Genomic DNA, 24,195 nt, shown 5'->3' with positions numbered 1-24,195 from the left:
CGACGAAGCATCCGCAGACCCCGACGGAGCGAGGACGTACCGATGCCCCAGATCACCCTCACGCTCTCCCTGGACCAGACCAACACCATCCTGCAGGCCCTCGGCCAACTGCCGTACGCGCAGGTCTACGAGTTGATCGAGCTCATCGGCCAGCAGGCGGCCCCGCAGGTGCAGCCGGTCACCAACCGGCCCGCCGGCGGTGCCGGGTCGCCGCAGGCACTCCGCGAGGGCGAGCGCGCCGGCCTGACCGTGGCGAGACCGGCGTGACCGCCAACCTGCTGCTGTACTGGCAGCTCGACGACATCGCGCCCGGCGGGATCATGCCGGACTACTCCGAGCGCCAGCTCGACGGCCGGGTCGAGGGCAATCCGACCGTGCTACCGGACGAGCAGTTCGGCGCCTGCCTCCTGCTGGACGGCACCGGCGACGCGGTCAGGTCGTCCGGCCTGCCCGGGTTCACCGCGTTCACCATCTCCGCCTGGGTGCGGCTCCCGCCGCTGACCGTGTCGACCTCGATCGTCGGGCGCGGCACGCTCAACCTCCGTGCCGGCGGCAAGGGCATCCTCCAGTGCGTCCTGCCGAAGGCCGGCACCGGCGGGATGATCTTCCAGACCGACCCGGGCGTCCTCACCTACCAGACCTGGAACCACGTCGCGGTCACCCGCGACGCCACCGATCTGCGCATCTACGTCAACGGCGCCCAGGTGTACCAGCGCCAGCCCAACCTGCCGCTCGTCCAGGCCAGGGGCGAGCTGGTGCTCGGTCGGGAGCCGGAGAACCCCGGCGGGTACCTCACCGGAGCGGTGGCAGGTGTCCGGGTGCACGACGGTGCGCTCACCGCCGAGGAGATACGGCAACTCACCGCCGGTGACGAGACCACACTCGGCGCGTTCGTCCGGACCTACCCGCTCGACTTCGAGTTGGCCAACGTCGACCAGCAGCCGGTGCTCTACATCGACGACGGCGCGTCCAGTCAGACCATGACGCTGCGGGTGAGCAACTCCGCCCGGCACGACATCACCCTCTGGCCGCTCTCCGGCCCGGTCTCGGCAACCAACCACCACCTGGCACTGCGCTGGCGGGCCGGCACGCTGGCCACGATCAGCCCGGTCGGGCTGGCCGCGACCGGCTGGAGCATGCTGGCCACTCCGGACCGCACCGCGTTCTACCTCCTCGGTCCGGCCTCGGCCCGGATCCCGGCCGGCACCTCGGTCGACCTTCCGCTGACCGGTCTGCGGGTCGACGGCACCGACGGCACCCGGGGCACCCGGGTCGAGCTCGGCTACCGGCAACTCGGCTACGTCCGGGAGACGAGCGAGATCACCGGGACCCGCCAGCAGGTGCTGGAGGTGGTGAACCACCGGGGCCGGCCGGACATCCCGCTCGACATCGGCTTCGTCGACGGCGACCGGGTGCTCAGCGGCGGGACGGACCCGAGTGACCTGCGGCTGCGGGTGGCGAACATCTCCCGGGACGTCGCCATCCCGCTCGCCGGTCCGGGGACCGCGGGCGGCGAGTCGAAACTGGTGCTCTCCTTCGAGGTGCAACTGGCGAACGAGTCCCGCACCTGGGCGCTCACCGACTCCACGCGGGCCGGATCGCTGACCCTCGAACTCGGCGGCGCCGCCGCAGGGTGGGAGGCGCCCACCAGGGTGATCGACGACGAGCGGGTCCAGTGGACCCTGAGGCCGCCCGCCGACACCAGCCTGGCGGCCGGGGCGTGGCTGGACCTGACCATCAGGTCGATCTACGGCCTGGGCGCGACCGGGCACGCCCCGGTCGTGCTGGCCTACGAGAACATCCCCGGTTACCAGGACGGCTTCGTCACCGCCGAGGTGGAGCGCGCTCCGCTGCTCTTCAACGCCGGACGGGCCGGGCTGGGCACGGCGGCTCCGCGCGCCCGGCTGCACATCGAGGACGTCAACAGCGACGGCACCCAGGGCAGCCTGATCGTCGGCCCGACGAACCAGCCGAACCTGCGGCTCGGCTACCACACCACGTACGCCTGGGTGCAGTCGCACGGGCCGTCACCGCTGGCCATCAACCCGGTCGGCAACAACGTCGGGATCGGCACCACGACCCCACCGGCCCGGCTCACCGTGCAGGCGGCCTCGGACCACCTGCAACTGCGCCGGGACGAGCCGACCGGTGGCCAGCGGCTCTTCCTGGAGCTGTACCAGACGCACACCGGCGAGGGGGTGATCACCTATCCGAGCATCCGGTTCCACCACCCGGACAAGTTCTGGAACCGGATCGAGGGCCGCCCCGAGGGGATCGCCTTCAAGACCGGGTCGCTCCCCGGCGACCAACTGGTCAACGTCTACGCGGCGGAGGGCCACTTCACCGCGCTGCGGGTGGGCGGAGTGCTGATCACCCAGCGCGAACTGTCGGTGCTGGCCCGGCTGGTCGCCACCGGGCAGCTGCGCTGAGCCGTAACGGACAGCACGGAGCGATGTTCGACGAGGAGGAATCCCGATGCCACCCAAGCGCAAGAACCGGAGCGCCAGCGTGACGGACGTCACCGACCTCGCCGGCGAGCCGGACGAGCTCACGAAGAGGTTGAAGGCGGAGGTGACGAAGGACGCGTCGGCGGCCGCCGACGCGGAGACCGAGTTGGTTGCCCGGGCGATCCGGAATCCGGTCTCTCCACCCGGCTCCCGCACCGACAACAAGTTCTACGCCCGATTCATCCGGATGGGGCAGGGCGACTGCATCGCGCTGAAGACCCCGGGCGGCAAGATGATCCTCGTCGACTGCGGCACGATCGACCCGGACGGAATGAGTTCGGCGAATCGCCTGGCGTTCGCCTACGACAGCCTCTTCATCGACCGGTTCCTCAAGCAGGACCAGCACATCGACATCCTCATCCTGACCCACCCGGACAAGGACCACATCAACAAGCTCCGGGAGGTGTTGACGTACGGGGGTCAGACGATCACCATCGGTAGCTTCTACCACAGTTTCGACCTGACCAAATACCAGGCCGGCCCCCGCAACTTCGTCACCCAGGTTCTCCAGGATGACGCCAGGGAATACCGGGTGGTGCACAACGAGGACCCGAAGGTGCCGGAGAGCGAGGTCAGCCTGGACTACCGCCTGCCCACCGCGTCGAAATACGAGCGGAACAGGCTCACGACCGCGAGCACGGATCCGAAGGAGGTCAACTGCCTGGACGGCCAGGGCGGGATCCGGATCGTCGCCGAGACCGGGGGCGTCGGGTGCACCGTCACGCTGCTCGCCGGCACCGTCGTGGAGAACTACGACTCCGACAACGACCCCGGCAACAACCGGGGCAGCGTGGTGACCCTGGTCAAAGTGGGCGACAAGGTGCTGCTGCTCTGCGGCGACGCCACCCGGTCGACCGAGAAGTACCTCTACGAGAAGGGAAAGTACGCCAAACAGATCAAGCCGCGCCTGGAGAAGGTGCACGTGGTGCAGGTCGGGCACCACGGCAGCGCACGCACCTCCTCCGGCGAGGAGTTCCTGGAACTGGTGAACCCACGGGAGCGCGCGGTGATCAGCGCCGGCAAGACCGGGCGGAAGGAGCACCACCTGCCGAGCAAGGAGGTGGTGGAGCTCTACCAGGAGCAGTTCGGCACCCCGCCGGCCCGTACCGCCGACGCGCACCCGATCTCCTGCTGGTGGCCGGGCGACGACGCCGCCCCGAAGGACTTCGCCGTCTCCGTGCCGATCTACGCCACCGGTTCGGACATCTCCGCGACCTCGGACGAATCCCACCTGGACATCACATGGCCGGCGTAGGGCTGAGCCGGGCCGAGTTGGAGGCGCTGCTCTCGGGCAGCACGGGTGGCCAACTCGACCTGCCGGTCGACCGCTTCGGCGCGCCGGTCGCGACGTACCTGGGACGGTTCGTGCCCCTGGGACGCCTGACCCTGGCCGGGGTCTCCCGGGACGACACCGCGCCCGGCGCGGTCAGCGTCACCGGCGCCGGCACGACCGCGCCGTTCATCCGGATGACGGTCACGGTCCGCTTCGCGTTGACCGGCGACACCGTCGACACGGTCACGGTCACCGCCGCCGCCGGCGCCGCCTGGTCCCTGGCGGACGCCTTCCCGAGCCTCGCCGGGACCATGCTGGCCGACCTGCGCTTCGACCAGCCGGTCCTGAAGCTGGACAGCGGCCGGCTGTCCGCCACCTCCGGGCCGGCGCCGGACCCGGTCGAGGCGCCGATGACCTTCACCGGCTCGCTGCGGGTCACCGGTGCGATGGCCGCCATCGCGTTGCTCTTTCCCGGCGAGAGCCATCCCGACCATCCGGGGGTGCTGGTGCACCCGATGACCGGCGAGATCACCATGCTCGCGGTCGCCCCGCCCGCCGTGCCGGTCCGCACCCCGCTGGTGCCGCTGGTGGTGCTCTTCGGCGCCCAGGGTCACGACCTGGACCTCGGGATCACCACCGTGCGGGAGCTGCGCTACGAACTGGTCGGCCAACCTCGGCTCAACCGTTACACGGTCGACCACGAGGTCGCCGGATACCTACTGGTCACCGGTGCCGTCCCGGTGCAGGTGACGGTCGCGCCGGGCGTCACGCAGACCCGGCGGGTCCTGATCACCAGCAAGGTCAGCGGCTGGACCGGCCGGATGGTGCTGACCGCGGACTTCAGCGACCTCGGCCCGGTGACCGTGCGGGACGTCGCCCGGTTCGCCGGCCTGGACGACCTGCCGGTGCCGTTCGGCATCGAACCCGGCCCCGGGGTCGTGCTGGACCGGGTGAGCATCGCGGTGAACCCGGCCGCCTCCCCACCGGTCGACTACCTCACGATGACCGTCTTCACCGAGGCGGAATGGACGATCATCGAGGACCTGCTCACCCTGGAACAGATCGACCTCAACGTGCGGGTCGGCAACCTGGCCGACCCGTACGTGGCGGTGCTGGTCAGCGGCCTCTTCGGCATCGGCGACAGCGGCGTGCTGGAGCTGGCCATCGACGCCCGCGACCGCGCCATCGGTGGCGACCTGCGCGACGGCGACGAACCGCTGAGCATCCGCGAGGTCTACCGGCACTTCACCAAGTCCGATCCCGGGCATCTGCCCACGCTGGACGTGCTGAAGTTCCAGGCCAACGCCGAACTTCCGGAGAAGGGCACCCGGGGCGGCAGCTTCGCCGGCGAGATCGTGCTCAGCGGAAGCTGGCCGGTCGCGGACGGGATCGACGTGCACGACGTCGAGTTCGACCTGGCGCACACCCCGGAGGCGACCACCTTCCACGGGCGGGCGGACTTCGTCGTACACGATGTGACGATCACGGTCGAGACCGACTACGACCCGGCGCCGACCCGGCAGTGGGAGTTCGCCGGCAGCACCGGCCCCGGCCAGCAGATCCCGCTCGGCGCCCTGGTCGAGTCACTGGCCGAGCGGTATCGCGGGCTGACCCTGCCGGCGCCGCTGGCCGGACTGGTGGTGGAGGACCTCGGGGTGGAGTTCTCCACCGGCTCCGGGCGGCTCTTCGCCACCGGCCAGCTCCGCTTCCCGGTCGACGGCACCGAGGTGGCGCTCACCCTGACGGTCGACACCGACCGGCGCAGCTTCGCCGGCCAACTGGCGCTGGAGGTGCCCGTCGACGGCGGCGTCTTCCAGCCCCGACTGGATCTGCACCTGGCCGCCGATCCGACCGCCCGCCGGCTCGCCGCCAGCTACCGGCACGGTGACACCGACCCGCTGCCGAGCCTGCGCGCGCTGGTGGGCGCGGTTTCGCACACGGCGGTCGGATACCTGCCCGACCGGGTGGTGGTGGACCTGCGCCGCCTGGTCGTCGCGCAGAGCACACCGGCGGCGGGCGGTTCGGCGTACGCCTTCGCGGTGGACCTGAACGCGACCCTCGACCTGGCCGGGCTGCCGGTGGTCGGTGAACACCTCGGCGGCGACGCGGCCATCGGGCTGGCGCCGCTGCGGCTGCTGGCCGCCACCGCCGCCCTGACCGGGACCGAGGTGGCCGCGCTCAACGCGCTGCTCCCGGCCGACGTGGCCGGGCTGCCGGCCGCCGGGCTGGCCGCGGGCTTCACCGTCGACGCCACCCTGCGGCTCGGCACCGCCGCCACCCCGGTGACCCTGCCGGTCTCCGGCGCACCCGGCGCCAGCCCGCCGCCGGCCGGCGGGGTGCCGAATCCTCCGGCGAACCAGACCCGCACCGGGGACAACGCGGTCTGGCTCAGGGTGCAGCGGACGTTCGGGCCGGTCCAGGTGAACCGGATCGGCCTGGCCTGGCAGCAGCAGGACGGCGACGACCCGCGGATCGCGGTGCTGCTGGACGCCACCCTCACCGCCGGAGGGCTGACGCTGGCGCTGAGCGGGCTCGCCGCGGGGCTCTCCGCCGCCCGGCCGGCCAGCCCACCCTCGTTCGACCTGGCCGGGCTGGGCCTGGCCTACCGCAACGGTGGGCTGGCCATCGACGGCGCCTTCCTCAAGACCGAGATCAGCTACGCCGGGCAGACCCTGCCGGCGTACGGCGGTGCCGCCCAACTGCGCTACCACGAGCTCTCCCTGTCCGCGATCGGCTCCTACACCCGACTGCCGTCCGGGCCCTCGGTCTTCGTCTACGCCTGGCTGGACTACCCCCTCGGCGGCCCGCCCTTCTTCCACGTCAAGGGTCTGGCCGTCGGATTCGGCTACCACCGGCGGCTGGTGCTCCCCCCGGTCACCGAGATCGCCAGTTTCCCCCTCGTCGCCGAGGCCATCGGCCTCCGTACCCGGGGCGCCACCCTCGCCGACGAGCTGCACGCCCTGGCCGACTGGTTGCCGCCGTCCACCGGCGACCTGCTGCTCGCCGCCGGGGTGCACTTCGACTCGTTCAAGATGGTCGACTCGTTCGTCCTACTGACCGCCGCATTCGGACACCGGTTCGAGCTCGACCTGCTGGGCCTGGCCACCCTGACCCTGCCGGCGCACGACGACAAGGCGCCGCCGGTCACCCCGGTCGCCCAGGTGCAGCTTGCGCTGCGGGCCAGCCTGGTACCGGAGGACGGCTACCTGACCGTGCTGGCGCAGTTGACGCGCGACTCGTACGTGCTCTCCCGGGACTGCCACCTCAGCGGCGGGTTCGCCTTCTCCACCTGGTTCGACGGCCCGCACGACGGCGATTTCGCGATCACCGCCGGTGGCTACCATCCGCACTTCGCCGTCCCGGCGCACTATCCGACGGTGCCCCGGCTCGGCTTCGCCTGGAAGGTCTCCGACCAGTTCAGCCTGAGCGGCACCGCCTACTACGCGCTCACCCCGAGCACCCTGATGGCCGGCGGCACGGTCAGCGCCATCTGGCAGGACGGCTCGCTGCGCGCGTCGTTCGACGCCGCGATGGACTTCCTCATCGCCTGGCAGCCGTACCACTACGAGGCGTCGCTCCAGGTCCGGATCGCCGCCTCGTACACCTACCACTTCTTCGGCACACACACGATCAACGTGCAGGTCGGCACCGACGTCCGGCTCTGGGGTCCGAACTTCGGCGGCGCCGCGACGATCGACCTCGGCGTCACCTCGATCACCATCGGCTTCGGCGCCGGGCCGGCCGGCCGGCCCGACCCGGTCGACTGGACCCGGTTCCGGGACACCCTGCTGCCCGAACGGGACCGGACCACCACGGTCACCCTACGGGCCACCGCCCTGCGCACCGCCGAGGGTGCCGACGCCGACGAGCTCGGGCTGGCCGACCCGGCCACCCTGGAACTGACCACCGACAGCGCCATCCCGGCCACCCGGGCGGTACGCGGCGCGCCCGGTGCCGAGACGGCGCTCTCCACCGGCACCGCGGACACCCGGTTCGGAGTCGGCCCGCTCGGCATCGCCCCCGGCGGGATCACCAGCACACACCGGATCACGATCACCCGCAACAGCCTCCCCGCCGACGGCGACTTCGACTACGTCCCCGTGCTGAAGGGACTGCCGTACGCGCAGTGGGGCGGCCGGCCCACCCCGTCGGCCGGGGACCCGGCGCTGGTGGAGAACCTGCTGACCGGCTACGTCGTGCGACCGCACGCCCCGGCCGTACCGGCGAACTCGCCCTGGGTCGACCGGGCCGAGTTGCAGCTCGGCACCGACCTCTACCGCCGGGCCGGGGTGATCCGGCTCGACCCGCCGCCGGACCCGAGGGTGCGGGACAGCTCGCCGGCCGAGCGGGCCGGGACGATCGCCAGCAGCATCGGCATGCCGACCGTCCGCGCCGCGCACACCCGGGTGGCCGCCGCCGTCCTGCCGGATGCGGCGGTCGACCTGACGCCCTTCGACATCACCGAATTCCACGAGATCCCCCAGGTGGCCGTCCATGCCTGAGCAGACCGTCACGTTCAGCGCCTACCGCCGACCGGCCCTGGTCGCGGGCGACTACCAGATCACCGTCAGCCAGACCGTCGACCGGGAGTCCGGCGACTTCACCAGTAGCTACCGGTTCGGCATCGGCGCGGAGCGCGTCGCCCTCCCGCCGGCGGCGATCCGGTACGTCTTCCCGCCCGACGGCAGCCTGGGCGACCACAGCAACACCCTGCCGCACCTGGTGCTGGACCGCCCGACCCTGCCGTGGGAGCGACAGACCGGTGGCGGGGCGGCCGACGGCGGGCAGCCACCCTGGCTCGCGCTGCTGCTCTTCACCGAGGAGGAACGCCCCGCACCCCGCACCATCACCCTGGCCGACCTGCGCAACGACGACGCGCTACCGTCCGGGCAGCCGGCGCCGGAGCGGTACGAGTCGGACGACGACCCGGTCACGGTCATCGACGTACCGGTGCCGCTGCTGACGGAGTCGCTGCCCGCGTACCGGGACCTGCACCTGCTCGCGCACGTCCGGCGGGGCAGCGGCAGCGACGACGACCCGGCGACCGAGACGGCCGTGCTGGTCGGCTGCCGGCTGCCGGCGGCCGGAGCCACCAGCACGGTGCACCTGGTCTCGCTGGAGGGGCGCTACCTGCCCGGTGGCGCGTTCCACCTGCCGCATCCCGGGCGCGGCGTCACGACGGTCCCGACGGTGCCGCTGGTCAGCCTCGCCAGTTGGCGGTTCGCCTGCGTCAGCGACGCGCACAGCTTCCCGGCTCTGGTCCACCGGCTCGCCGACGACGGCGGGACGCTGCGCCTGCCGGAGAGCGGCGAACCGGAGGCCGACCGCTACCTGCGGGACGGGTACGTCCCGGTGCGGCACCGGCAGCGCCAGGGCGGTCAGGGCGTCGGCTGGTACCGGGGGCCGCTGACCGCCGGGCCACGCGACCCGGGGCCGGTGCCGCCGCGGCGTACCCCGGACGGGCTGCTCCGCTTCGACCCGGAACTCGGCATGTTCGACCTCGGCCCGGCCGCCGCCTGGCAGCTCGGCCGGCTGCTCGCGCTTGCCGCCGCCGACGTCGGCACCGGGCTGAACAGCTGGCGGCGGCGGAGCCGGCGCGCTCGGCAACCCGTCGACCCGGACTACCCGCTGGCGGTGCCGCCGGTCGACGACACGCTGCCGGAGAACCTGCTCGACTGGCTGCGCGGGCTGACCCGACTGGACGGGGTGCCGCTGCGCTACCTGCTCCCGGACGCGCGGCTGCTGCCGGTGGAGAGCATCCGGTTCCTCGGCCTCGACCAGGGCTGGGTACGGCACCTGGTCGACGGCGCCTACAGCGTCGGCCGGCTCGGCCCGGCCGACGTGGAGCGTGACGCCGCGACGCCGCTACCGCTGGATTTTCCGGAGGTCACCGGGGCGCTGATCCGCTCCGAGGTGATCGGCGGATATCCCGGCCTGCTGGTCGACGGCTACGACGACGCCGACGGCCGCAATCCGCTCCACCCGTGGCGGGTCGACCGGCTCACCCCGGACATCCTGCTCTGCCTCTTCGCCGGGAAACTGGCCAGGCTGGACCTGCACCAGCCGCCGGAGCACCAGCACCTGGCGGTCGAGCTGGAGATCGACGACCCGGCGACCGGGCCGACGGTGCGCAAGACGCTGCGCGCTCCCGGTGGCAGCGGCGGCGGCACCCCACCACCGGTCGGCCCGCTACCGCTCGGAGCCCGGCGCACCGTCCCGGTACGGGCGCTGGCCGACGCCATGGCGCGGGCTCTGGACCGCACGGCGGGAAGCCTGGACTCGGGCGACTTCGCCCTCCAGTTGACCGAGACGGCCGAACGGGTCAGCTTCCTCCGCTAGTGCCAGCCGTGCCGGGACGAGCCGCTCCAGCGCCGGGCGGACCTGGACTCACGCCCGGCGGCCCCACTGTCCGCGATGGACCACCGTCTCCCGGCCGCGGCGGCGGCCGGCGATGGTGGGGTTCTGCGGAGGCAGGTCGTCGGCCCGGTAGCCGACGCAGATGCCGCCGATCGGCGTGTACTCGTCGGGGATGCCGAACTCGGCCCTGAACGCGGCGGTGTGCGCGGGGACCGCCACCGTCGGGTCGACGTCGTCGCCGGCCAGCGGCATGATGCCGAAGAAGCAGGCTCCCAGGCCCTCGTCGACGGCGGTCAACAGCATCATCAGCGTGGCCATGCCGGTGTCGACGTACCAGTACGGCACCGGCCAGCGGGCCTCGTCCCGGTCGGTCCAGCCCTTGTCGGCCTCGGCGTAGCGGGACAGGTATGCCGCCTTGTGCGCGAGCGGCACCACGACCAGCGGCGCGTCCTGCATGGTCGGTGTCTGCGCGACCCGGGTCGGGACGAAGGGCCAGAACCTGGCCCGGTCGGCAGGGTCGGTGAGGGCGAGGAAGGCCCAGCCCTGCGAGAAGCCGGCCGACGGCGCGCGCAGCGCACTGGCCAGGATCCTGTCGACGACGTCGGGACTCAGCGGCCGGTCGGCGTAGTGGCGCACCATCCGGCGGCGGCGGATCACCTCGGCGAACTCCATGCCCCAGATCCTGCCATCGGCCCGGTGCCGTCCGCTCAGGCCGACCTGGTCCGCGTGGAGTGCGGGGGAGCGGGGCGCGGGGACGTGCTGCCGGACGTCGCCTGCCTGCCGCCGAGCGAGAGGCGGCGGGACAGGATCGTGGCGCCGGCGAGGGCGGCCAGCACCATGGCGGCCTCGGTGAGCACGACCCCGGGCGCGGTGCTGTAGCCCGTTGACCACGCGTATCCCATGGTGACCGGCGTGACGACGATACCGGCGACCGGAAGCAGCAGGCTCATCATCCACGCGGTCCGTCTGATCCGCGGCACGTCGCGCAGCCGGAGCCGGACCGCGACGACCGCACCCGCGACCACCACGGCCGCCGGCACGCCGTAGTAGGCGGCGACGGCGAACTGGATCGGTATCTCGACCGAGCGGGGGATGTCCACCAGGCGCACGAAGACGGGGGAGAGCACGGCCAGGACGGCGTAGCCGACGACACTGCCGAGTGCCGCACCGGTCAGTGCGGTGCCGAGTAGGGGGCCGTAGTGCCGGGGCACCCGTCGGACGCCGGCCTCGTCGGCGAGGCGGCGGGCGAAGCCGGGCACGTCGCCGCCGAGCAACTGCGCCGGGTCGCCGCCGTCCGCGGCCGCCGCCCGCAGGTCGGAACGCAGGTCGGCGGCGAGTGCCACCCGGTCGGCCCGGCCGATGCCGTACGCCCGCCAGGCCCGCTCGGCCTCGGCGCTTTCGGTCTCCCGATATACGGGCAACCCTGTGACGGTCGCCTGTTCGCCGCCAGCGTGACGGGCGGGGTGGTGTACCGCGGGCCGGATCGTCAAGGGTGTGGCCATGGATGCCACGTTCGTACTCGTGCACAGTCCGTCGGTGGGGCCGCTGACCTGGGCGTCGACGGCCCAGATGCTCGAAGCGTCGGGGGCGCCGGCCATCGTGCCGTCCCTGACCGGCGTCGCGGACGCGTGTCCGCCGTACTGGCGGGCCGTCGCCGGGACGGTCACGGCGGCGATGGACCGGTTACCACAGACCCGGCCCGTCGTGATCGTGTCGCACAGCAACGCCGGGCTCTTCGTGCCGGTCGTCGTGGCGGCCACCACCCGTCGGGTCGTCGGCTGCGTCTTCGTGGACGCGGCGCTGCCGTCGCCGGCCGGACCGACCCCGGTCGCCCCACCCGAGCTGCTGGACTTCCTGCGCCCGAAGGCGGTCGGCGGCCGGCTACCGCAGTGGACGGAGTGGTGGGAGGAGTCCGAGGTCGCGCCGATGTTCCCGGATGTGCGGACCCGCGACGCCGTCTCGGCCGAACAACCCCGGCTGCCGCTGGGCTACTACCAGGAACTCGTGCCCAACCCGGCCGGCTGGGACGATCGGCCCTGCGGCTACCTGCGCTTCAGCCCGCCGTACGAGCCGGTCGCCGACGATGCGCGGCAACGCGGCTGGACCGTCGACCACCTTTCGGGTCGGCACCTGCACCAGGTGGTGGATCCACGCGCCGTGGCCGACCGCATCCTTGCGATCACCCACCGATGGCGGTCCTCGGCATCCTGAGTCCTGCTGTGTGCGATGCCGGCGAGTCGCCGGGAAGATCAGCTCGGCCGGCGACGCAGCAGATAGGTGTCCATGATCCAGCCCTTGCGTTCGCGCGCCGCCCGGCGCTTCTCGACGATCTCCGGGCCGACCTCGGCGAGCGGGCCGGCCACCAGGATCTCGTCGGGGGTGCCGAGGTAGGCTCCCCAGTAGATCTGCACGTCCGGCTCGTCCACCCGCATGAACGTGCAGTGCGCGTCGAGCATCACCACCAGGTCGTCCACCCCGGCCGGCCAGCCCTGCCCGAGTAGCCGGCCGGTGGTGACCTGGAACGGCCGGCCGACCCGGTTGAGCCCGATCCGGTGCCGGGCGGCCAGCGTCGACACGCTGCTCACCCCCGGGATCACCGCGTGATCGAACTCGACCGTCCCGTCCGCCAGGATCTCCTCGATGACCCCGAGCGTGCTGTCGTAGAGCGCCGGATCGCCCCAGACCAGGAATGCGCCGCACCCGTCGGCCGGCACCTCGTCGCGGACCAGGCCGCGCAGCAGCTCGGCCCGGCGCCGCCGCCACTCGTCCACCGCCGCCGCATAGGCCGGCGTGTTCCGGTCCCGGTCCGGGTCGGTCACCTCCACCACCCGGTGCCCCGGTTTCGTCGGGTGCCGGCGCAGGATCTCCTGCCGCAGCCCGAGCAGGTCCTGTTTCGTGGCGCCCTTGTCGAGGACGAAGAAGACGTCGACCTCGGCGATCGCCCGGACCGCCGCCAGGGTGAGCTGTTCGGGGTCGCCCGCCCCGATGCCGATGACCAGGATCCTTCGCACCGCCGGCCGTCCCTAGCGCTTCGCCGAGCGGTCGCGGCCGGGCGAGTAGAGGTAGCTGTCCGGAAAGCCCTCGGCGGCGAGCACCCGGCCGACGACGATCACGGCGGTGCGGCGTACGCCGGCCTGCTCGACCTGGTCGGCGATGTCGGCCAGGGTGCCGCGCAGCACCAGCTCGTCGGAGCGGCTGGCCCGAGCCACCACCGCCACCGGACAGTCCGCACCGTAGTGCGGGACGAGCTGCCCGACCAGCTCGCGGGTCCGACCGACCGCCAGGTGCAGCACCAGGGTCGCCCGGCTCGCACCGAGCACCGCCAGCTCCTCGGTGGCCGGCATCGCCGTCGACCGGGACCGGGCCCTGGTCAGCACCACCGTCTGGCCGACCGTCGGCACGGTCAGCTCCCGGCGCAGCGTCGCGGCGGCGGCGGCGAAGGCCGGCACGCCGGGGACGATCTCGTACGGTACGCCCGCGTCGTCGAGCCGGCGCAGCTGTTCGGCCACGGCACTGTAGATCGACGGGTCGCCGGAGCAGAGCCGGGCCACCTCCCGGCCGGCCCGGTGCCCGTCGACCATCCGGGCCACGATCTCGTCCAGGGTCAGGTCGGCGGTGTCGACCAGTTCGGCGTCGGGCGGGCACGACTCCAGCAATTCCGCCGGGACCAGGCTGCCGGCGTAGAGGCAGAGCCGGGCGCGGGTCAGGACCCGCTGCCCGCGTACGGTGATCAGGTCGGCGGCACCCGGTCCGGCGCCGATGAAGGTCACCGGCACGGCTTGCACACCGCCCACTGCACCAGGGCGCGGGCCGGCTTCCAGGCGGTGAAGCCGCCGAGCGGCGCGGCCCGCTCCACACCGAGCCGGGTCAGGTCGCCGCCGAACCGGGCGGCATTCCTCGTCAACTCGTGTTCCCCCTCGATCGTCACCGCGTGCGCCACCAGCCGGCCACCCGGCACCAGCGCCGCCCAGCAGCTCTCCAGCACCCCTTCGGCGGCCAGCCCGCCGCCGACGAATACCGCGTCCGGCGTCGGCAGCCCGGCCAGCGCGTCCGGCGCCGCGCCGAGCACGACCCGAAGCTCCGGCACGCCGAGCGCCGCCGCGTTGCCGGCGATCCGTTCCGCCCGCTCCGGCCGGGCCTCGACCGCCACCGCCCGGCAGCTCGGCTCGGCCCGCAGCCACTCGATGCCGATGCTTCCCGACCCGGCGCCGACATCCCAGAGCAGCTCGTCGTGACCCGGGGAGAGCCGGGCCAGCGCCAGTGCCCGAGCCTCCCGCTTGGTCAGCGCCCCGTCGTGCGCGTACGCCTCGTCCGGCAGCCCCGGCACCGCCGACCGGAGTACGGCCTGCGGCCCGGCCGTGGCCCGCACCGCCACGACGTTCAACGGGTCACCGGGTGGGTGTGGCCAGTCCTCCGCGGTCCCGTCGAGCCGCCGCTCGTGCCCTGCGCCGAGCGACTCCAGCACGGTCAGCGGGCTTGCGCCGTAGCCGGCGCCGGTCAGCAGGGCGGCCAGGGCGGGTGGGGTGGAGGCGTCGGCGCTGAGCACCAGGATCCGCCGGCCGGGGGCGAGGACCCGGCGTACCCGGGCCAGGTCGCGACCGACCGCGCTGAGCACGGTGACCCGCTCGACCGGCCAGCCGAGCCGGGCGCAGGCCAGGGTGATCGAGGAGGGCTGCGGCACCACCTCGACCCGCTCGGGGCCGACCAGGTCGACGATCCGCGCCCCGATCCCGAACCACATCGGATCGCCACTGGCGAGTACGCAGAGCCGGCGGCCGGCGTGCGCGTCGAGCAGGTGGGGCAGCGCCGGCAGGAGCGGGCTCGGCCAGCTCACCCGCTGTGCCGGCAACTCGTCGGGGAGGAGGTCGAGTTGCCGCCGCCCGGCGACGACGACCTCGGCGGCGAGGACCGCCCGGCGACCGGCCTCACCCAGCCCGGCCCATCCGTCCGCGCCGATGCCGACAACGGTCAGCCGGGGTCCCCGCCCGGTCGGGCCGGGGCCGGCGCTCGTCACGGTCACGAGCCGGAACGTTAGTCGACCGGCCGCCGCCCGTGTCCAATCGGGTGAGCTGTGTCATCGTCCGCCGCGGGGATGCCCGGTCCGGCCACCGCCGCCCGTGCCGGAGGGCGGTCGGCCCCGCCGGAGGGCCCGTCGGCTGGGCCGGAGGGTGGTCGGCGGTGTCGGAGGGCGGTCGGCTGTGCCATCATCGGCGGCGACGGCGCGGCGAGGAACACCGGTGGGCCGGTCCAGGGGGACCGGCGACTCCGGGGCGGTCCCGCCACTGTGACCGGCCGCGAGGCCGGGAGCCAGACACTCCGCCCCCGTCCCGGGTCGACCCTCCGGGCGGCCCGGCCCCGGACCGGTCGCGGGCGTGGACACCCGCGAGGTAGGAGGTTGGCCCCGTGCGGTCGTACCCGTTCTCCGCCGTCGTCGGGATGGACGACATGGCACTCGCGCTCACCCTCAGCGCCGTCTCGCCGGCCATCGGCGGAGTGCTGATCCGGGGTGAGAAGGGCACCGCCAAGTCGACGATCGTCCGGGCGCTGGCGGGGCTCCTGCCGCCGGTCACCGTCGCGTCCGGCTGCCGCTTCTCCTGCGACCCGGCCGCACCGGACCAGGAGTGCCCGGACGGTCCGCACGAGCCCGTGGCGGCGGTGATCCGGCCGGCCCGGCTCGTCGAGCTGCCGGTCGGTGCGACCGAGGACCGGGTACTCGGCTCCCTGCACCTGGAACGGGCGCTGCGCGACGGCGTCACCGCGTACGAGCCCGGACTGCTCGCCTCGGCACACCGGGGGCTGCTCTACGTCGACGAGGTCAACCTGCTGCACGACCACCTGGTCGACGTGCTGCTCGACGCGGCGGCGATGGGGCGGGTCACTGTGGAACGGGAGGGCGTTTCGGTCGCGCACGCCGCCCGGTTCGTCCTGGTCGGTACGATGAACCCGGAGGAGGGGGAGCTCCGTCCGCAACTGCTGGACCGGTTCGGGTTGACCGTCGAGGTGGCGGCCAGCCGCGACCCGGCGGTCCGCGCCGAGGTGACCCGGCGGCGGCTCCGCTACGAGGCCGACCCGGACGGGTTCGCCGACCGGTACGCGGCGGCGGACGCCGAGCGGGCCGCCCGGATCGCCACCGCCCGCCGGCTGCTTCCCGAGGTCCGGCTCGACGACGACACCCTGCACCGGATCGCCATGGTCTGCGCCTCGTTCGAGGTCGACGGGATGCGTGCCGACCTGGTGACGGCGCGCGCGGCGATGGCGCACGCGGCGTGGTGCGGGCGGAACACGGTCACCGGGTCGGACATCCGGGCCGCCGCGCGGCTCGCGCTGCCGCACCGACGCCGGCGGGACCCGTTCGACCCGCCCGGCATCGAGCAGGAGCGGCTCGACCAGGCCCTCGCCGACGCCGGCCTGGACCAGCAGGGGGAGCCGCCCCCGGGCAGCGCTCAACCGCCGGGCGGTCCCGACACCGGCGGATCCGGTCCCGAGGGTCCGGATCCCGGGGGGCCGGGTGGGGCGCCGCCGCCCGACGAGCCCGGCCCGGCACCGGGGGACGCGGCGGCGGCCGATCCCGCGTCCGGGGCCGCCGGCGGGCCGGGTGACGGCGCCGGACCGGACAGTGCCGGTTGGAACAGGGCGGGTTCGGACGGTGCGGAGCCGGCCCCGGTGCCGGCCGTCCCGGACGGCTCGGCGGGACAGGACGGCCGGGGACGTGCGCCGGATGGCGCAAGCCGGCCTCTTGCCGCCGACCGCCCGTACCGGGCCAGGCTGCTGGTCGTACCGGGGGTCGGGGCAGGGGTCGCCGGCCGCCGGTCACCCGCGGTCACCACGGTCGGGCAGACGATCCGGACCGTGCCGCCCGGGGCCGGGCCGGGCAACCGGCCGCATCCGGTCGCCACGCTCTGGGCGGCCGCCCCGCACCAGCGGGCACGCGGCCGGCGCGGCCCGGGACTGGAGGTGCGCCCCCAGGACGTCCGGGTGGCGGTGCGGCAGGGGCGGGAGGGGAACCTGATCCTCTTCTGCGTCGACGCCTCCGGCTCGATGGCGGCGCGGCAGCGGATGCGGGAGGTCGAGACGGCCGTGCTCGCCCTGCTGCTCGACGCCTACCAGCGGCGGGACAAGGTCGGCCTGGTCACCTTCCGGGGCGACGGGGGCGACCTGCTGCTGCCACCGACCTCCAGTGTGGACGTTGCCGCCGCCCGGCTCGCCGAGCTGCCGACGGGTGGTCGTACCCCGCTGGCCGAGGGACTGCTCCGGGCTGGTGCGGCGCTGCGGGTCGAACGGATCCGCGATCCGCGCCGCCGCGCGTTGCTGGTGGTGCTGACCGACGGCCGGGCCACCGCCGGCCCGGACGCGGTGGCCCGATCCCGGCACGCCGCCCGGTTGCTCGCCGCCGACGGCGTGCGCGCGGTGGTGGTCGACTGCGAGGCGGGCCGGATCCGGCTCGGACTGGCCGCCGCGCTGGCCGGCGCCCTCGGCGCCGAGCACCTGCCGCTGGAGCAGGTCGCCGCCGGCACGCTGGCCAGCGCCGTCCGCAGCCGCACCGGCACCCGTACCCCCGACGCCGCTGCCGGGGTCGGGCCCGGCAGCGGCGGGAGCCGGCAGGGGAGGGCCGCCTGATGCCACAGGGACGGCCGGAGACGGTACCCGCCGACGGGCTGACCACGCGGCAGCGCCGCAACCGCCCGCTGCTGATGGTGCACACCGGAGCGATGAAGGGTAAGTCGACCGCCGCGTTCGGACTGGCCCTGCGGGGCTGGAACCAGGGCTGGTCGATCGCGGTCTTCCAGTTCGTCAAGTCCGCCCGCTGGCGGGTCGGCGAGGAGAACGCCCTGCTCGCGCTCGGCCGGCTGCACGAGCAGACCGGCGAGGGCGGCCCGGTGCAGTGGCACAGGATGGGCTCCGGCTGGAGCTGGAGCCGCAAACCCGGCAGCGAGCCGGACCACGCCGCCGACGCCCTCGAGGGCTGGCGGGAGATTCAGCGCCGGCTCGCGGACGAACGGCACCAGCTCTACGTGCTCGACGAGTTCACCTATCCGATGAAGTGGGGCTGGGTCGACGTCGACGAGGTGGTGCGGACCCTCCGGGACCGCCGCGGCACCCAGCACGTCGTCGTCACCGGCCGGGACGCCGACCCCCGGCTGGTCGAGGCCGCCGACCTGGTGGTCGAGATGACCAAGGTGAGGCATCCGATGGATGCCGGCCAGAAGGGACAGCGGGGGATCGAGTGGTGAGCGGTTCGTCCGCGCCGCCCGGCCCGTCCCGACTGCCCCGGGTCGTGATCGCCGCACCCGGCTCCGGGCAGGGCAAGACCACGGTGGCGACCGGCCTGATGGCGGCGCTGCGCGGTCGTGGTCTGGCGGTCAGCGGCCACAAGGTCGGCCCCGACTACATCGATCCCGGCTACCACGCCCTGGCCACCGGACGGCCGGGCCGCAACCTCGACCCGCACCTGCAGGGCGAGGAGCGGATCGTCGGACTGCTCCGGCACGGCGCGACGGTGCCGGCACCGGCCGACGTCGCGGTGATCGAGGGCGTGATGGGGCTGCACGACGGCGCCATCGGCCGGGAGGGCTTCGCCTCCACCGCGCACGTCGCCCGGCTCACCGGCAGTCCGGTGCTGCTGGTGGTCGACGTCTCCGGTGCCTCCCGCAGCATCGGCGCGCTGGTGCACGGCTTCGCCGGCTACGACGGGCTGACCGTCGCCGGGGTGATCCTCAACAAGGTCGGCTCGGAGACGCACGAGGCGGAGGTGCGGCAGGCGGTTGCCCGCACCGGCGTACCGGTGCTCGGGGCGCTGCGCCGGGACACCACCCTGGACACCCCGAGCCGGCACCTCGGACTCGTCCCGGCGGCCGAGCGGGCGGCGGCGGCCCGGCGTACCGTCGACGCGCTCGCCGCGCACGTCACCCGGGCGGTGGACCTCGACGCGGTGCTCGCCGTCGCCCGCCGGGCCCCCGAACTCCCCGCCGGGCAGTGGCGCCCGGCCGACGAGGTGCCCCGGCTACCACCGGCGACGGTCGCGGTCGCCGGTGGCTCGGCCTTCACCTTCCGGTACGCCGAAACCGACGAACTCCTCGCGGCTGCCGGCCTCCGGGTCGTACCCGTCGACCCGCTCCGGGACGAGGCGCTGCCGGACGGCTGCGCGGGGCTCTACCTCGGCGGCGGCTTCCCGGAGGTCTACGCGGCCGACCTCGCCGCCAACGTGCGGCTGCGCACGGCGGTGGCCGGGGCGGTCCGGGCCGGGGTGCCGGTGCTGGCCGAGTGTGCCGGGCTGCTCTACCTCTGCCGGGACCTCGACGGGCACCCGATGGCCGGGGTGCTGGCCGCCTCGGCCCGGATGACCGGCAGGCTCACCCTCGGCTACCGGGAGGCGGTCGCGGTCGGCGCCGGCCCACTGGCCGAGCCCGGTGCGGTGGTGACCGGGCACGAGTTCCACCGCACCCAGGTCGGGTACGCACCCGGCCGGGTGCCGGCGTGGCGCTTCCGGCCCCGACCGTCCCGAGCACACGGCGTGGGCGCCGAGGTCGAGGAGGGCGTGGTCGACGGCAACGTGCACGCCTCCTACCTGCACGTGCACTGGGCCGGCCATCCGGGGCTCGCCACCCGCTTCGGTGCGGCGGTGGCGTCAGGCCCGGCGACCGAGCGGCCCGGTCACCGGGCGGGGAAGTAGGCGGCGAGCTTGCGGCGGAAGTGGGCCGAGTAGAGGAGGCCGAGCGCGGCACTGCCCAGGAAGCAGGCGACCGCTCCCGTGCCGGCGTCCACCACCACCGGGCGGGCCATCGCGGCGAACCGGACCACCTGCCCCCGCTGCACCCAGGCCGCCGCCTCCGGCTCGACCCGGGTGCTCACCAGCGCGGGAAGGACCGCGACCCCGCTCTGCATCCCGCGCAGTTGCCCCTTGCGGGCCACCACGTAGTCCAACGCCGAGGTGGTGAACTCCTCGATCGCGCTCGCCGTGACCAGCGGCGCGGGCGCGGCGACGGTGAACAGATGCAGCTTGGTGGCCATCCACTGGAGCCGGAAGTCGGCGCGGTAGCCGACCAGCACCGGCAGGCCGTTCCAGTCCTCGGTCCGCACCTCGCAACCGTCGGCCTGCAGGCGCTGCGCCGTCGCGTCCAGATAGGCCCGGACCGAGTCCGTCGCCGTCGCATCCATGCTGTCCCCACATTCCTCGTCCGCCAGCCACCGGTCGTCCGCCAGCCGGTCTCGTCCGCCGGTCACCGGCATCCGCCGCTCTCAGGCTCCGGTGTCCTCCAGGTCCCCGTCGAGGCGAAGGTACGCCTCCCGCAGCGCCTCCAGGGTGGCCGGGTCGGGCCTGGCCCACAGGCCCCGGTCGGCGGCCTCGGAGAGGCGTTCGATGATGTTACGCAGTGCCCACGGGTTGGAGCGGCGCAGGAACTCCTGGTTCTCCGTGTCGAGGGCGTACGTCCGGGCCAGGTCCTCGTACATCCAGTCGGCGACCACACCGGCCGTGGCGTCGTAGCCGAAGAGGTAGTCGACGGTGGCGGCCAGCTCGAACGCGCCCTTGTAGCCGTGCCGGCGCATCGCCGCCAACCAGCGCGGGTTCACCACCCGGGCCCGGAACACCCGCGCGGTCTCCTCGGTCAGCGAGCGGGTGCGGACGGCGTCCGGGGTGGTGCTGTCCCCGATGTACGCCCTCGGCGCCCGCCCGGTCAGCGCCCGCACCGTGGCGATCATCCCGCCGTGGTACTGGAAGTAGTCGTCGGAGTCGGCGATGTCGTGCTCCCGGGTGTCGGTGTTCTTCGCCGCCACCGCGATCCGCCGGTACGCGTCCTCCATCTCCTCCCGGGCCGGCCGGCCCTCCAGCCCGCGCCCGTAGGCGAAGCCGCCCCAGGCCGTGTAGACCTCGGCGAGGTCGGCGTCGTCGCGCCAGTTCCCGCTGTCGATCAGCGGCAGCAGCCCGGCACCGTACGCGCCGGGCTTGGAGCCGAAGATCCGGCTGGTGGCCCGCCGCTCGTCACCGTGCCGGGCGAGGTCGGCGCGGGCGTGCGCGCGCAGGAAGTTCTGCTCGTCCGGCTCGTCGAGGGCGGCGACCGCCCGGATCGCGTCGTCGAGCAGGAGCACCACGTGCGGGAAGGCGTCCCGGAAGAAGCCGCTGATCCGCACGGTCACGTCGATGCGGGGCCGGCCCAGCTCGGCCAGCGGCACGATCTCGAAACCGTCGACCCGGCGCGACGCCTCGTCCCAGGTCGGCGTCACCCCGATCAGGGCCAGCACCTCGGCCACGTCGTCGCCGGCGGTCCGCATCGCCGAGGTGCCCCAGGCGGAGAGCCCGACCGAGCGCGGCCACTCACCGGTGTCCCGCCGGTAGCGCTCGACCAACGAGGTCGCCATCGCCTGCCCGGTCGCGTACGCCAGCCGGCTCGGGATCGCCTTCGGGTCCACGGTGTAGAAGTTGCGGCCGGTCGGCAGCACGTTGACCAGCCCGCGCAGCGGCGACCCGCTCGGACCGGCCGGCACGTAGCCGCCGTCGAGGGCGTGCAGCAGGTTGGTGATCTCGTCGGTGGTCCGGGCCAGCCGGGGGACGACCTCGGTGACGGCGAACTCCAGCACCGGGCGTACCGCCGGGGTGCGCGGGTGGTCGGCGCCGAGCACGTCGGCCAGGACCGCCGGCACGGCGTCGAGCGCCCAGTCCCGGGCCTCCATCGCCTCGACCAGGGCGCGGGCCACCGCCTCGATCCGGTCGACCGCGGCGGTCCGCGCGTGGTCGCCGTCCGGGGCTCCGCCGGCCCCGCCGGCCCCGCCGGTTCCGCCGGTTCCGTCGGTTCCGTCGGCCCCGCCGGTTCCGCCGGATTCGTCCAGCCCGAGCGCGGCGCGCAGACCGTCGACGGCGCCGGCCCGGCCGCCCCAGACCTGCCGGGCACGCAGGATCGCCAGCACCAGGTTGACCCGGGCCTCGCCGGTCGGCGGCTCGCCGAGCACGTGCAGGCCGTCGCGGATCTGCGCGTCCTTCACCTCGCAGAGCCAACCGTCCACGTGCAGCAGGAAGTCGTCGAACTCGGCGTCGTGCGGCCGCTCGTCGAGGCCGAGGTCGTGGTCGAGCCGGGCGGCCCGGATCAGCGTCCAGATCTGGCCCCGGATCGCCGGCAGCTTGGCCGGATCCATGGCGGCGATGTTGGCGTGCTCGTCGAGAAGCTGTTCCAGCCGGGCGATGTCGCCGTAGCTCTCGGCGCGGGCCATCGGCGGCACCAGATGGTCGACGATCACCGCGTGCGCCCGCCGCTTCGCCTGGGCACCCTCCCCGGGATCGTTGACCAGGAACGGATAGATCAGCGGCAACGAGCCGAGCACCGCGTCCGGCCCGCAGGAGGCGGAGAGCCCGGCGGTCTTGCCGGGCAGCCACTCTAGCGAGCCGTGCTTGCCGAGGTGTACCACCGCGTCCGCGCCGAAGCTCTCGTCCAGCCAGCGGTAGGCGGCCAGGTAGTGGTGGGTCGGCGGCAGGTCGGGGTCGTGGTAGATGGCGACCGGGTTCTCGCCGAAGCCACGCGGCGGCTGGATCATGATCACCACGTTGCCGGCGCGCAGGCAGGCGAGCACGATCTCACCGTCCGGATCCCGCGAGGTGTCCACGTAGAGCTCTCCCGGCGGTGGCCCCCAGTGCGCCACCATCGCCTCGCGCAACTCCGCCGGCAGCGCCTCGAACCACCGCCGGTAGTCGGCGAGCGGGATCCGTACCGGGTTGGCGGCGAGCTGTTCCTCGGTGAGGAACTCCTGGTCGTGGCCGCCGACGGCGATGAGCGCGTGGATCAGCCGATCACCGTCCGGCAACCCGGTGTCGGGGGAGGCGGTGTCGGGCAACGTGGTGTCGGGGGAGGCGGCGGGCGCCGGGGTCAGTCCGGGCAGCGCGTCCGGGCCGTCGGCCGGCCCGACGTCGTAGCCGAGGTCCCGCAGGGCCCGGAGCAGGCGTACGGCGCTGGCCGGGGTGTCCAGCCCGACCGCGTTGCCGACCCGGGCGTGCCTGGTCGGATAGGCCGAGAGCACGAGGGCGAGCCGGCGCTGCCGTACCGGGGTGTGCCGGAGCCGGGCCAGCCGGACCGCGGTGCCGGCCACCCGGGCCGCCCGCTCCGGGTCGGCGACGTAGCGGGGCAGCCCGTCGCTGTCGACCTCCTTGAACGAGAAGGGCACGGTGATCAGCCGCCCGTCGAACTCCGGCACCGCGACCTGGGTCGCCGCGTCCAGCGGGGAGAGCCCGTCGTCACTGGCCGACCAGGTCGCCCGGGACGAGGTGAGGCAGAGCGCCTGCAGGATCGGCACGTCCAGCGCGGCCAGCGCCGCGACGTCCCAGGACTCCTCGGCGCCACCGGCGGCGGCGTCCGCCGGCCGGGTACCGCCGGCCGCCAGCACCGTGACCAGCAACGCGTCCGCCTCGCCGAGCGTCGCCAGCAGCTCCGGTTCCGGGGTACGCAGGCTGGCGCAGAAGACCGGCAGCGGCTGGCCACCGGCCTCGGTGACCGCGTCGGCGAGTGCGTCGACGAATCCGGTGTTCCCGCTGAGCTGGTGCGCCCGGTAGTAGAGGATCCCGACGACCGGCCCACCGGTGCGGCCGGCCGGGCGGGACCGGACACCCCAGTTCGGCTGCGCGGCCGGCGGGGCGAAACCGTGGCCGGTCAGCAGCACCGTGTCGGAGAGGAAGGCGTGCAGTTCGCGCAGGTTCTCCGGCCCGCCCTGGGCCAGGTAGGCGTGCGCCTGGGCGGCGGTGCCGGCCGGCACGGTGGAGCGGGCCATCAGGTCGGCGTCCGGGGTCAGCTCGCCGCCGAGCGCCACCACCGGCCGGGCGCCGCCGAGCAGCGCCGTCAGCCCCTGTTCCCACATCCGGAAGCCGCCGAGGATGCGTACCACCACCAGGTCGACGCCGTCGACCAGGTCGGGCAGGTCGGCCGGGTCGATCCGGGCCGGGTTCGCCAGCCGGTACGCCGCGCCACCGGCCCGCGCGGAGAGCAGGTCGGTGTCTGATGTGGACAAGAGCAGGATGGTGGTCGCAGCGTCCGCCGCAGGCATGGGTGGCTCCTCCCCGGGTCCGCGCCCGTGGTCGTGGTC

General features: G+C 74.1%; 16 protein-coding genes. 9 read left to right on the top strand and 7 right to left on the bottom strand.

Annotated elements, in window-relative coordinates:
- Positions 1 to 42 precede the first annotated feature (42 nt).
- Genes ACN28C_RS25055 through ACN28C_RS25035 form a run of 5 tightly spaced genes read left to right on the top strand, consistent with a single transcriptional unit; the run spans position 43 to position 10,119 of the window.
- A complete protein-coding gene (locus tag ACN28C_RS25055; RefSeq protein ID WP_422769977.1) occupies positions 43 to 267 on the top strand; it encodes a hypothetical protein in 225 nt (74 codons plus the stop codon).
- Positions 264 to 2,429 carry a LamG domain-containing protein gene (locus ACN28C_RS25050; protein ID WP_422769976.1) on the top strand — a complete coding sequence of 722 codons (2,166 nt, stop codon included), beginning with the start codon at positions 264 to 266 and terminating at the stop codon, positions 2,427 to 2,429. The genes ACN28C_RS25055 and ACN28C_RS25050 overlap by 4 nt, the downstream gene beginning before the upstream one ends.
- 46 nt (positions 2,430 to 2,475) lie before the next feature.
- On the top strand, positions 2,476 to 3,762 hold the full coding sequence (locus tag ACN28C_RS25045) for a ComEC/Rec2 family competence protein (protein ID WP_422769975.1): 1,287 nt from the start codon (positions 2,476 to 2,478) through the stop codon (positions 3,760 to 3,762).
- Positions 3,750 to 8,282: a DUF6603 domain-containing protein gene (locus ACN28C_RS25040; RefSeq protein ID WP_422769974.1), complete on the top strand. Its 4,533-nt coding sequence runs from the start codon at positions 3,750 to 3,752 to the stop codon at positions 8,280 to 8,282. The genes ACN28C_RS25045 and ACN28C_RS25040 overlap by 13 nt, the downstream gene beginning before the upstream one ends.
- Complete coding sequence (locus tag ACN28C_RS25035; protein ID WP_422769973.1) at positions 8,275 to 10,119, top strand: hypothetical protein; 1,845 nt, start codon at positions 8,275 to 8,277, stop codon at positions 10,117 to 10,119. The genes ACN28C_RS25040 and ACN28C_RS25035 overlap by 8 nt, the downstream gene beginning before the upstream one ends.
- Positions 10,120 to 10,167: 48 nt before the next feature.
- On the opposite strand, the gene ACN28C_RS25030 is transcribed toward ACN28C_RS25035, so the two are convergent.
- Entirely contained in the window at positions 10,168 to 10,809 is a 642-nt protein-coding gene (locus tag ACN28C_RS25030) for a nitroreductase family protein (RefSeq protein ID WP_422769972.1), read from the bottom strand.
- 35 nt (positions 10,810 to 10,844) lie between these two features.
- Positions 10,845 to 11,558 carry a hypothetical protein gene (locus tag ACN28C_RS25025; RefSeq protein ID WP_422769971.1) on the bottom strand — a complete coding sequence of 238 codons (714 nt, stop codon included), beginning with the start codon at positions 11,556 to 11,558 and terminating at the stop codon, positions 10,845 to 10,847.
- Positions 11,559 to 11,637: 79 nt separating this feature from the next.
- Between ACN28C_RS25025 and ACN28C_RS25020 the strand changes: the two genes are divergently transcribed.
- Positions 11,638 to 12,348: an alpha/beta hydrolase gene (locus tag ACN28C_RS25020; RefSeq protein WP_422769970.1), complete on the top strand. Its 711-nt coding sequence runs from the start codon at positions 11,638 to 11,640 to the stop codon at positions 12,346 to 12,348.
- Between the two features lie 38 nt (positions 12,349 to 12,386).
- Here ACN28C_RS25020 and cobF read toward each other — a convergent pair whose 3' ends face one another.
- Genes cobF through cbiE form a run of 3 tightly spaced genes read right to left on the bottom strand, consistent with a single transcriptional unit; the run spans position 12,387 to position 15,157 of the window.
- Positions 12,387 to 13,148 carry a precorrin-6A synthase (deacetylating) gene (gene cobF / locus ACN28C_RS25015; protein ID WP_422769969.1) on the bottom strand — a complete coding sequence of 254 codons (762 nt, stop codon included), beginning with the start codon at positions 13,146 to 13,148 and terminating at the stop codon, positions 12,387 to 12,389.
- 12 nt (positions 13,149 to 13,160) lie between these two features.
- The gene (cobM, locus tag ACN28C_RS25010) at positions 13,161 to 13,922 is read right to left on the bottom strand and encodes a precorrin-4 C(11)-methyltransferase (RefSeq protein ID WP_422769968.1); all 762 of its coding nucleotides are present in this window, start codon (positions 13,920 to 13,922) and stop codon (positions 13,161 to 13,163) included.
- Positions 13,904 to 15,157: a precorrin-6y C5,15-methyltransferase (decarboxylating) subunit CbiE gene (gene cbiE, locus ACN28C_RS25005; RefSeq protein WP_422769967.1), complete on the bottom strand. Its 1,254-nt coding sequence runs from the start codon at positions 15,155 to 15,157 to the stop codon at positions 13,904 to 13,906. The genes cobM and cbiE overlap by 19 nt, the downstream gene beginning before the upstream one ends.
- 416 nt (positions 15,158 to 15,573) lie before the next feature.
- On the opposite strand from cbiE, the gene ACN28C_RS25000 reads away from it, so the two are divergent.
- From ACN28C_RS25000 to ACN28C_RS24990, 3 genes are read left to right on the top strand one after another with little or no spacing between them, the layout of a single operon-like run.
- Positions 15,574 to 17,754: a VWA domain-containing protein gene (locus ACN28C_RS25000; protein WP_422774797.1), complete on the top strand. Its 2,181-nt coding sequence runs from the start codon at positions 15,574 to 15,576 to the stop codon at positions 17,752 to 17,754.
- The gene (gene cobO, locus ACN28C_RS24995) at positions 17,754 to 18,368 is read left to right on the top strand and encodes a cob(I)yrinic acid a,c-diamide adenosyltransferase (RefSeq protein ID WP_422769966.1); all 615 of its coding nucleotides are present in this window, start codon (positions 17,754 to 17,756) and stop codon (positions 18,366 to 18,368) included. Before ACN28C_RS25000 ends, cobO begins: the two co-directional genes overlap by 1 nt.
- Positions 18,365 to 19,807: a cobyrinate a,c-diamide synthase gene (locus ACN28C_RS24990; protein ID WP_422769965.1), complete on the top strand. Its 1,443-nt coding sequence runs from the start codon at positions 18,365 to 18,367 to the stop codon at positions 19,805 to 19,807. Before cobO ends, ACN28C_RS24990 begins: the two co-directional genes overlap by 4 nt.
- Here the strand turns inward: ACN28C_RS24990 and ACN28C_RS24985 are convergent.
- Together ACN28C_RS24985 and cobN are read right to left on the bottom strand one after the other, a co-directional pair.
- On the bottom strand, positions 19,789 to 20,358 hold the full coding sequence (locus ACN28C_RS24985; RefSeq protein WP_422769964.1) for a levansucrase: 570 nt from the start codon (positions 20,356 to 20,358) through the stop codon (positions 19,789 to 19,791). The two genes, ACN28C_RS24990 and ACN28C_RS24985, sit on opposite strands and share 19 nt — an antisense overlap.
- A 15-nt stretch (positions 20,359 to 20,373) precedes the next feature.
- On the bottom strand, positions 20,374 to 24,156 hold the full coding sequence (gene cobN, locus ACN28C_RS24980) for a cobaltochelatase subunit CobN (RefSeq protein ID WP_422769963.1): 3,783 nt from the start codon (positions 24,154 to 24,156) through the stop codon (positions 20,374 to 20,376).
- Positions 24,157 to 24,195 lie beyond the last annotated feature (39 nt).

Origin of the sequence: Plantactinospora sp. WMMC1484, assembly GCF_049315195.1 — a bacterium.
Lineage (GTDB): Bacteria > Actinomycetota > Actinomycetes > Mycobacteriales > Micromonosporaceae > Plantactinospora.
This window is presented reverse-complemented; position numbering and strand designations above follow the sequence as displayed.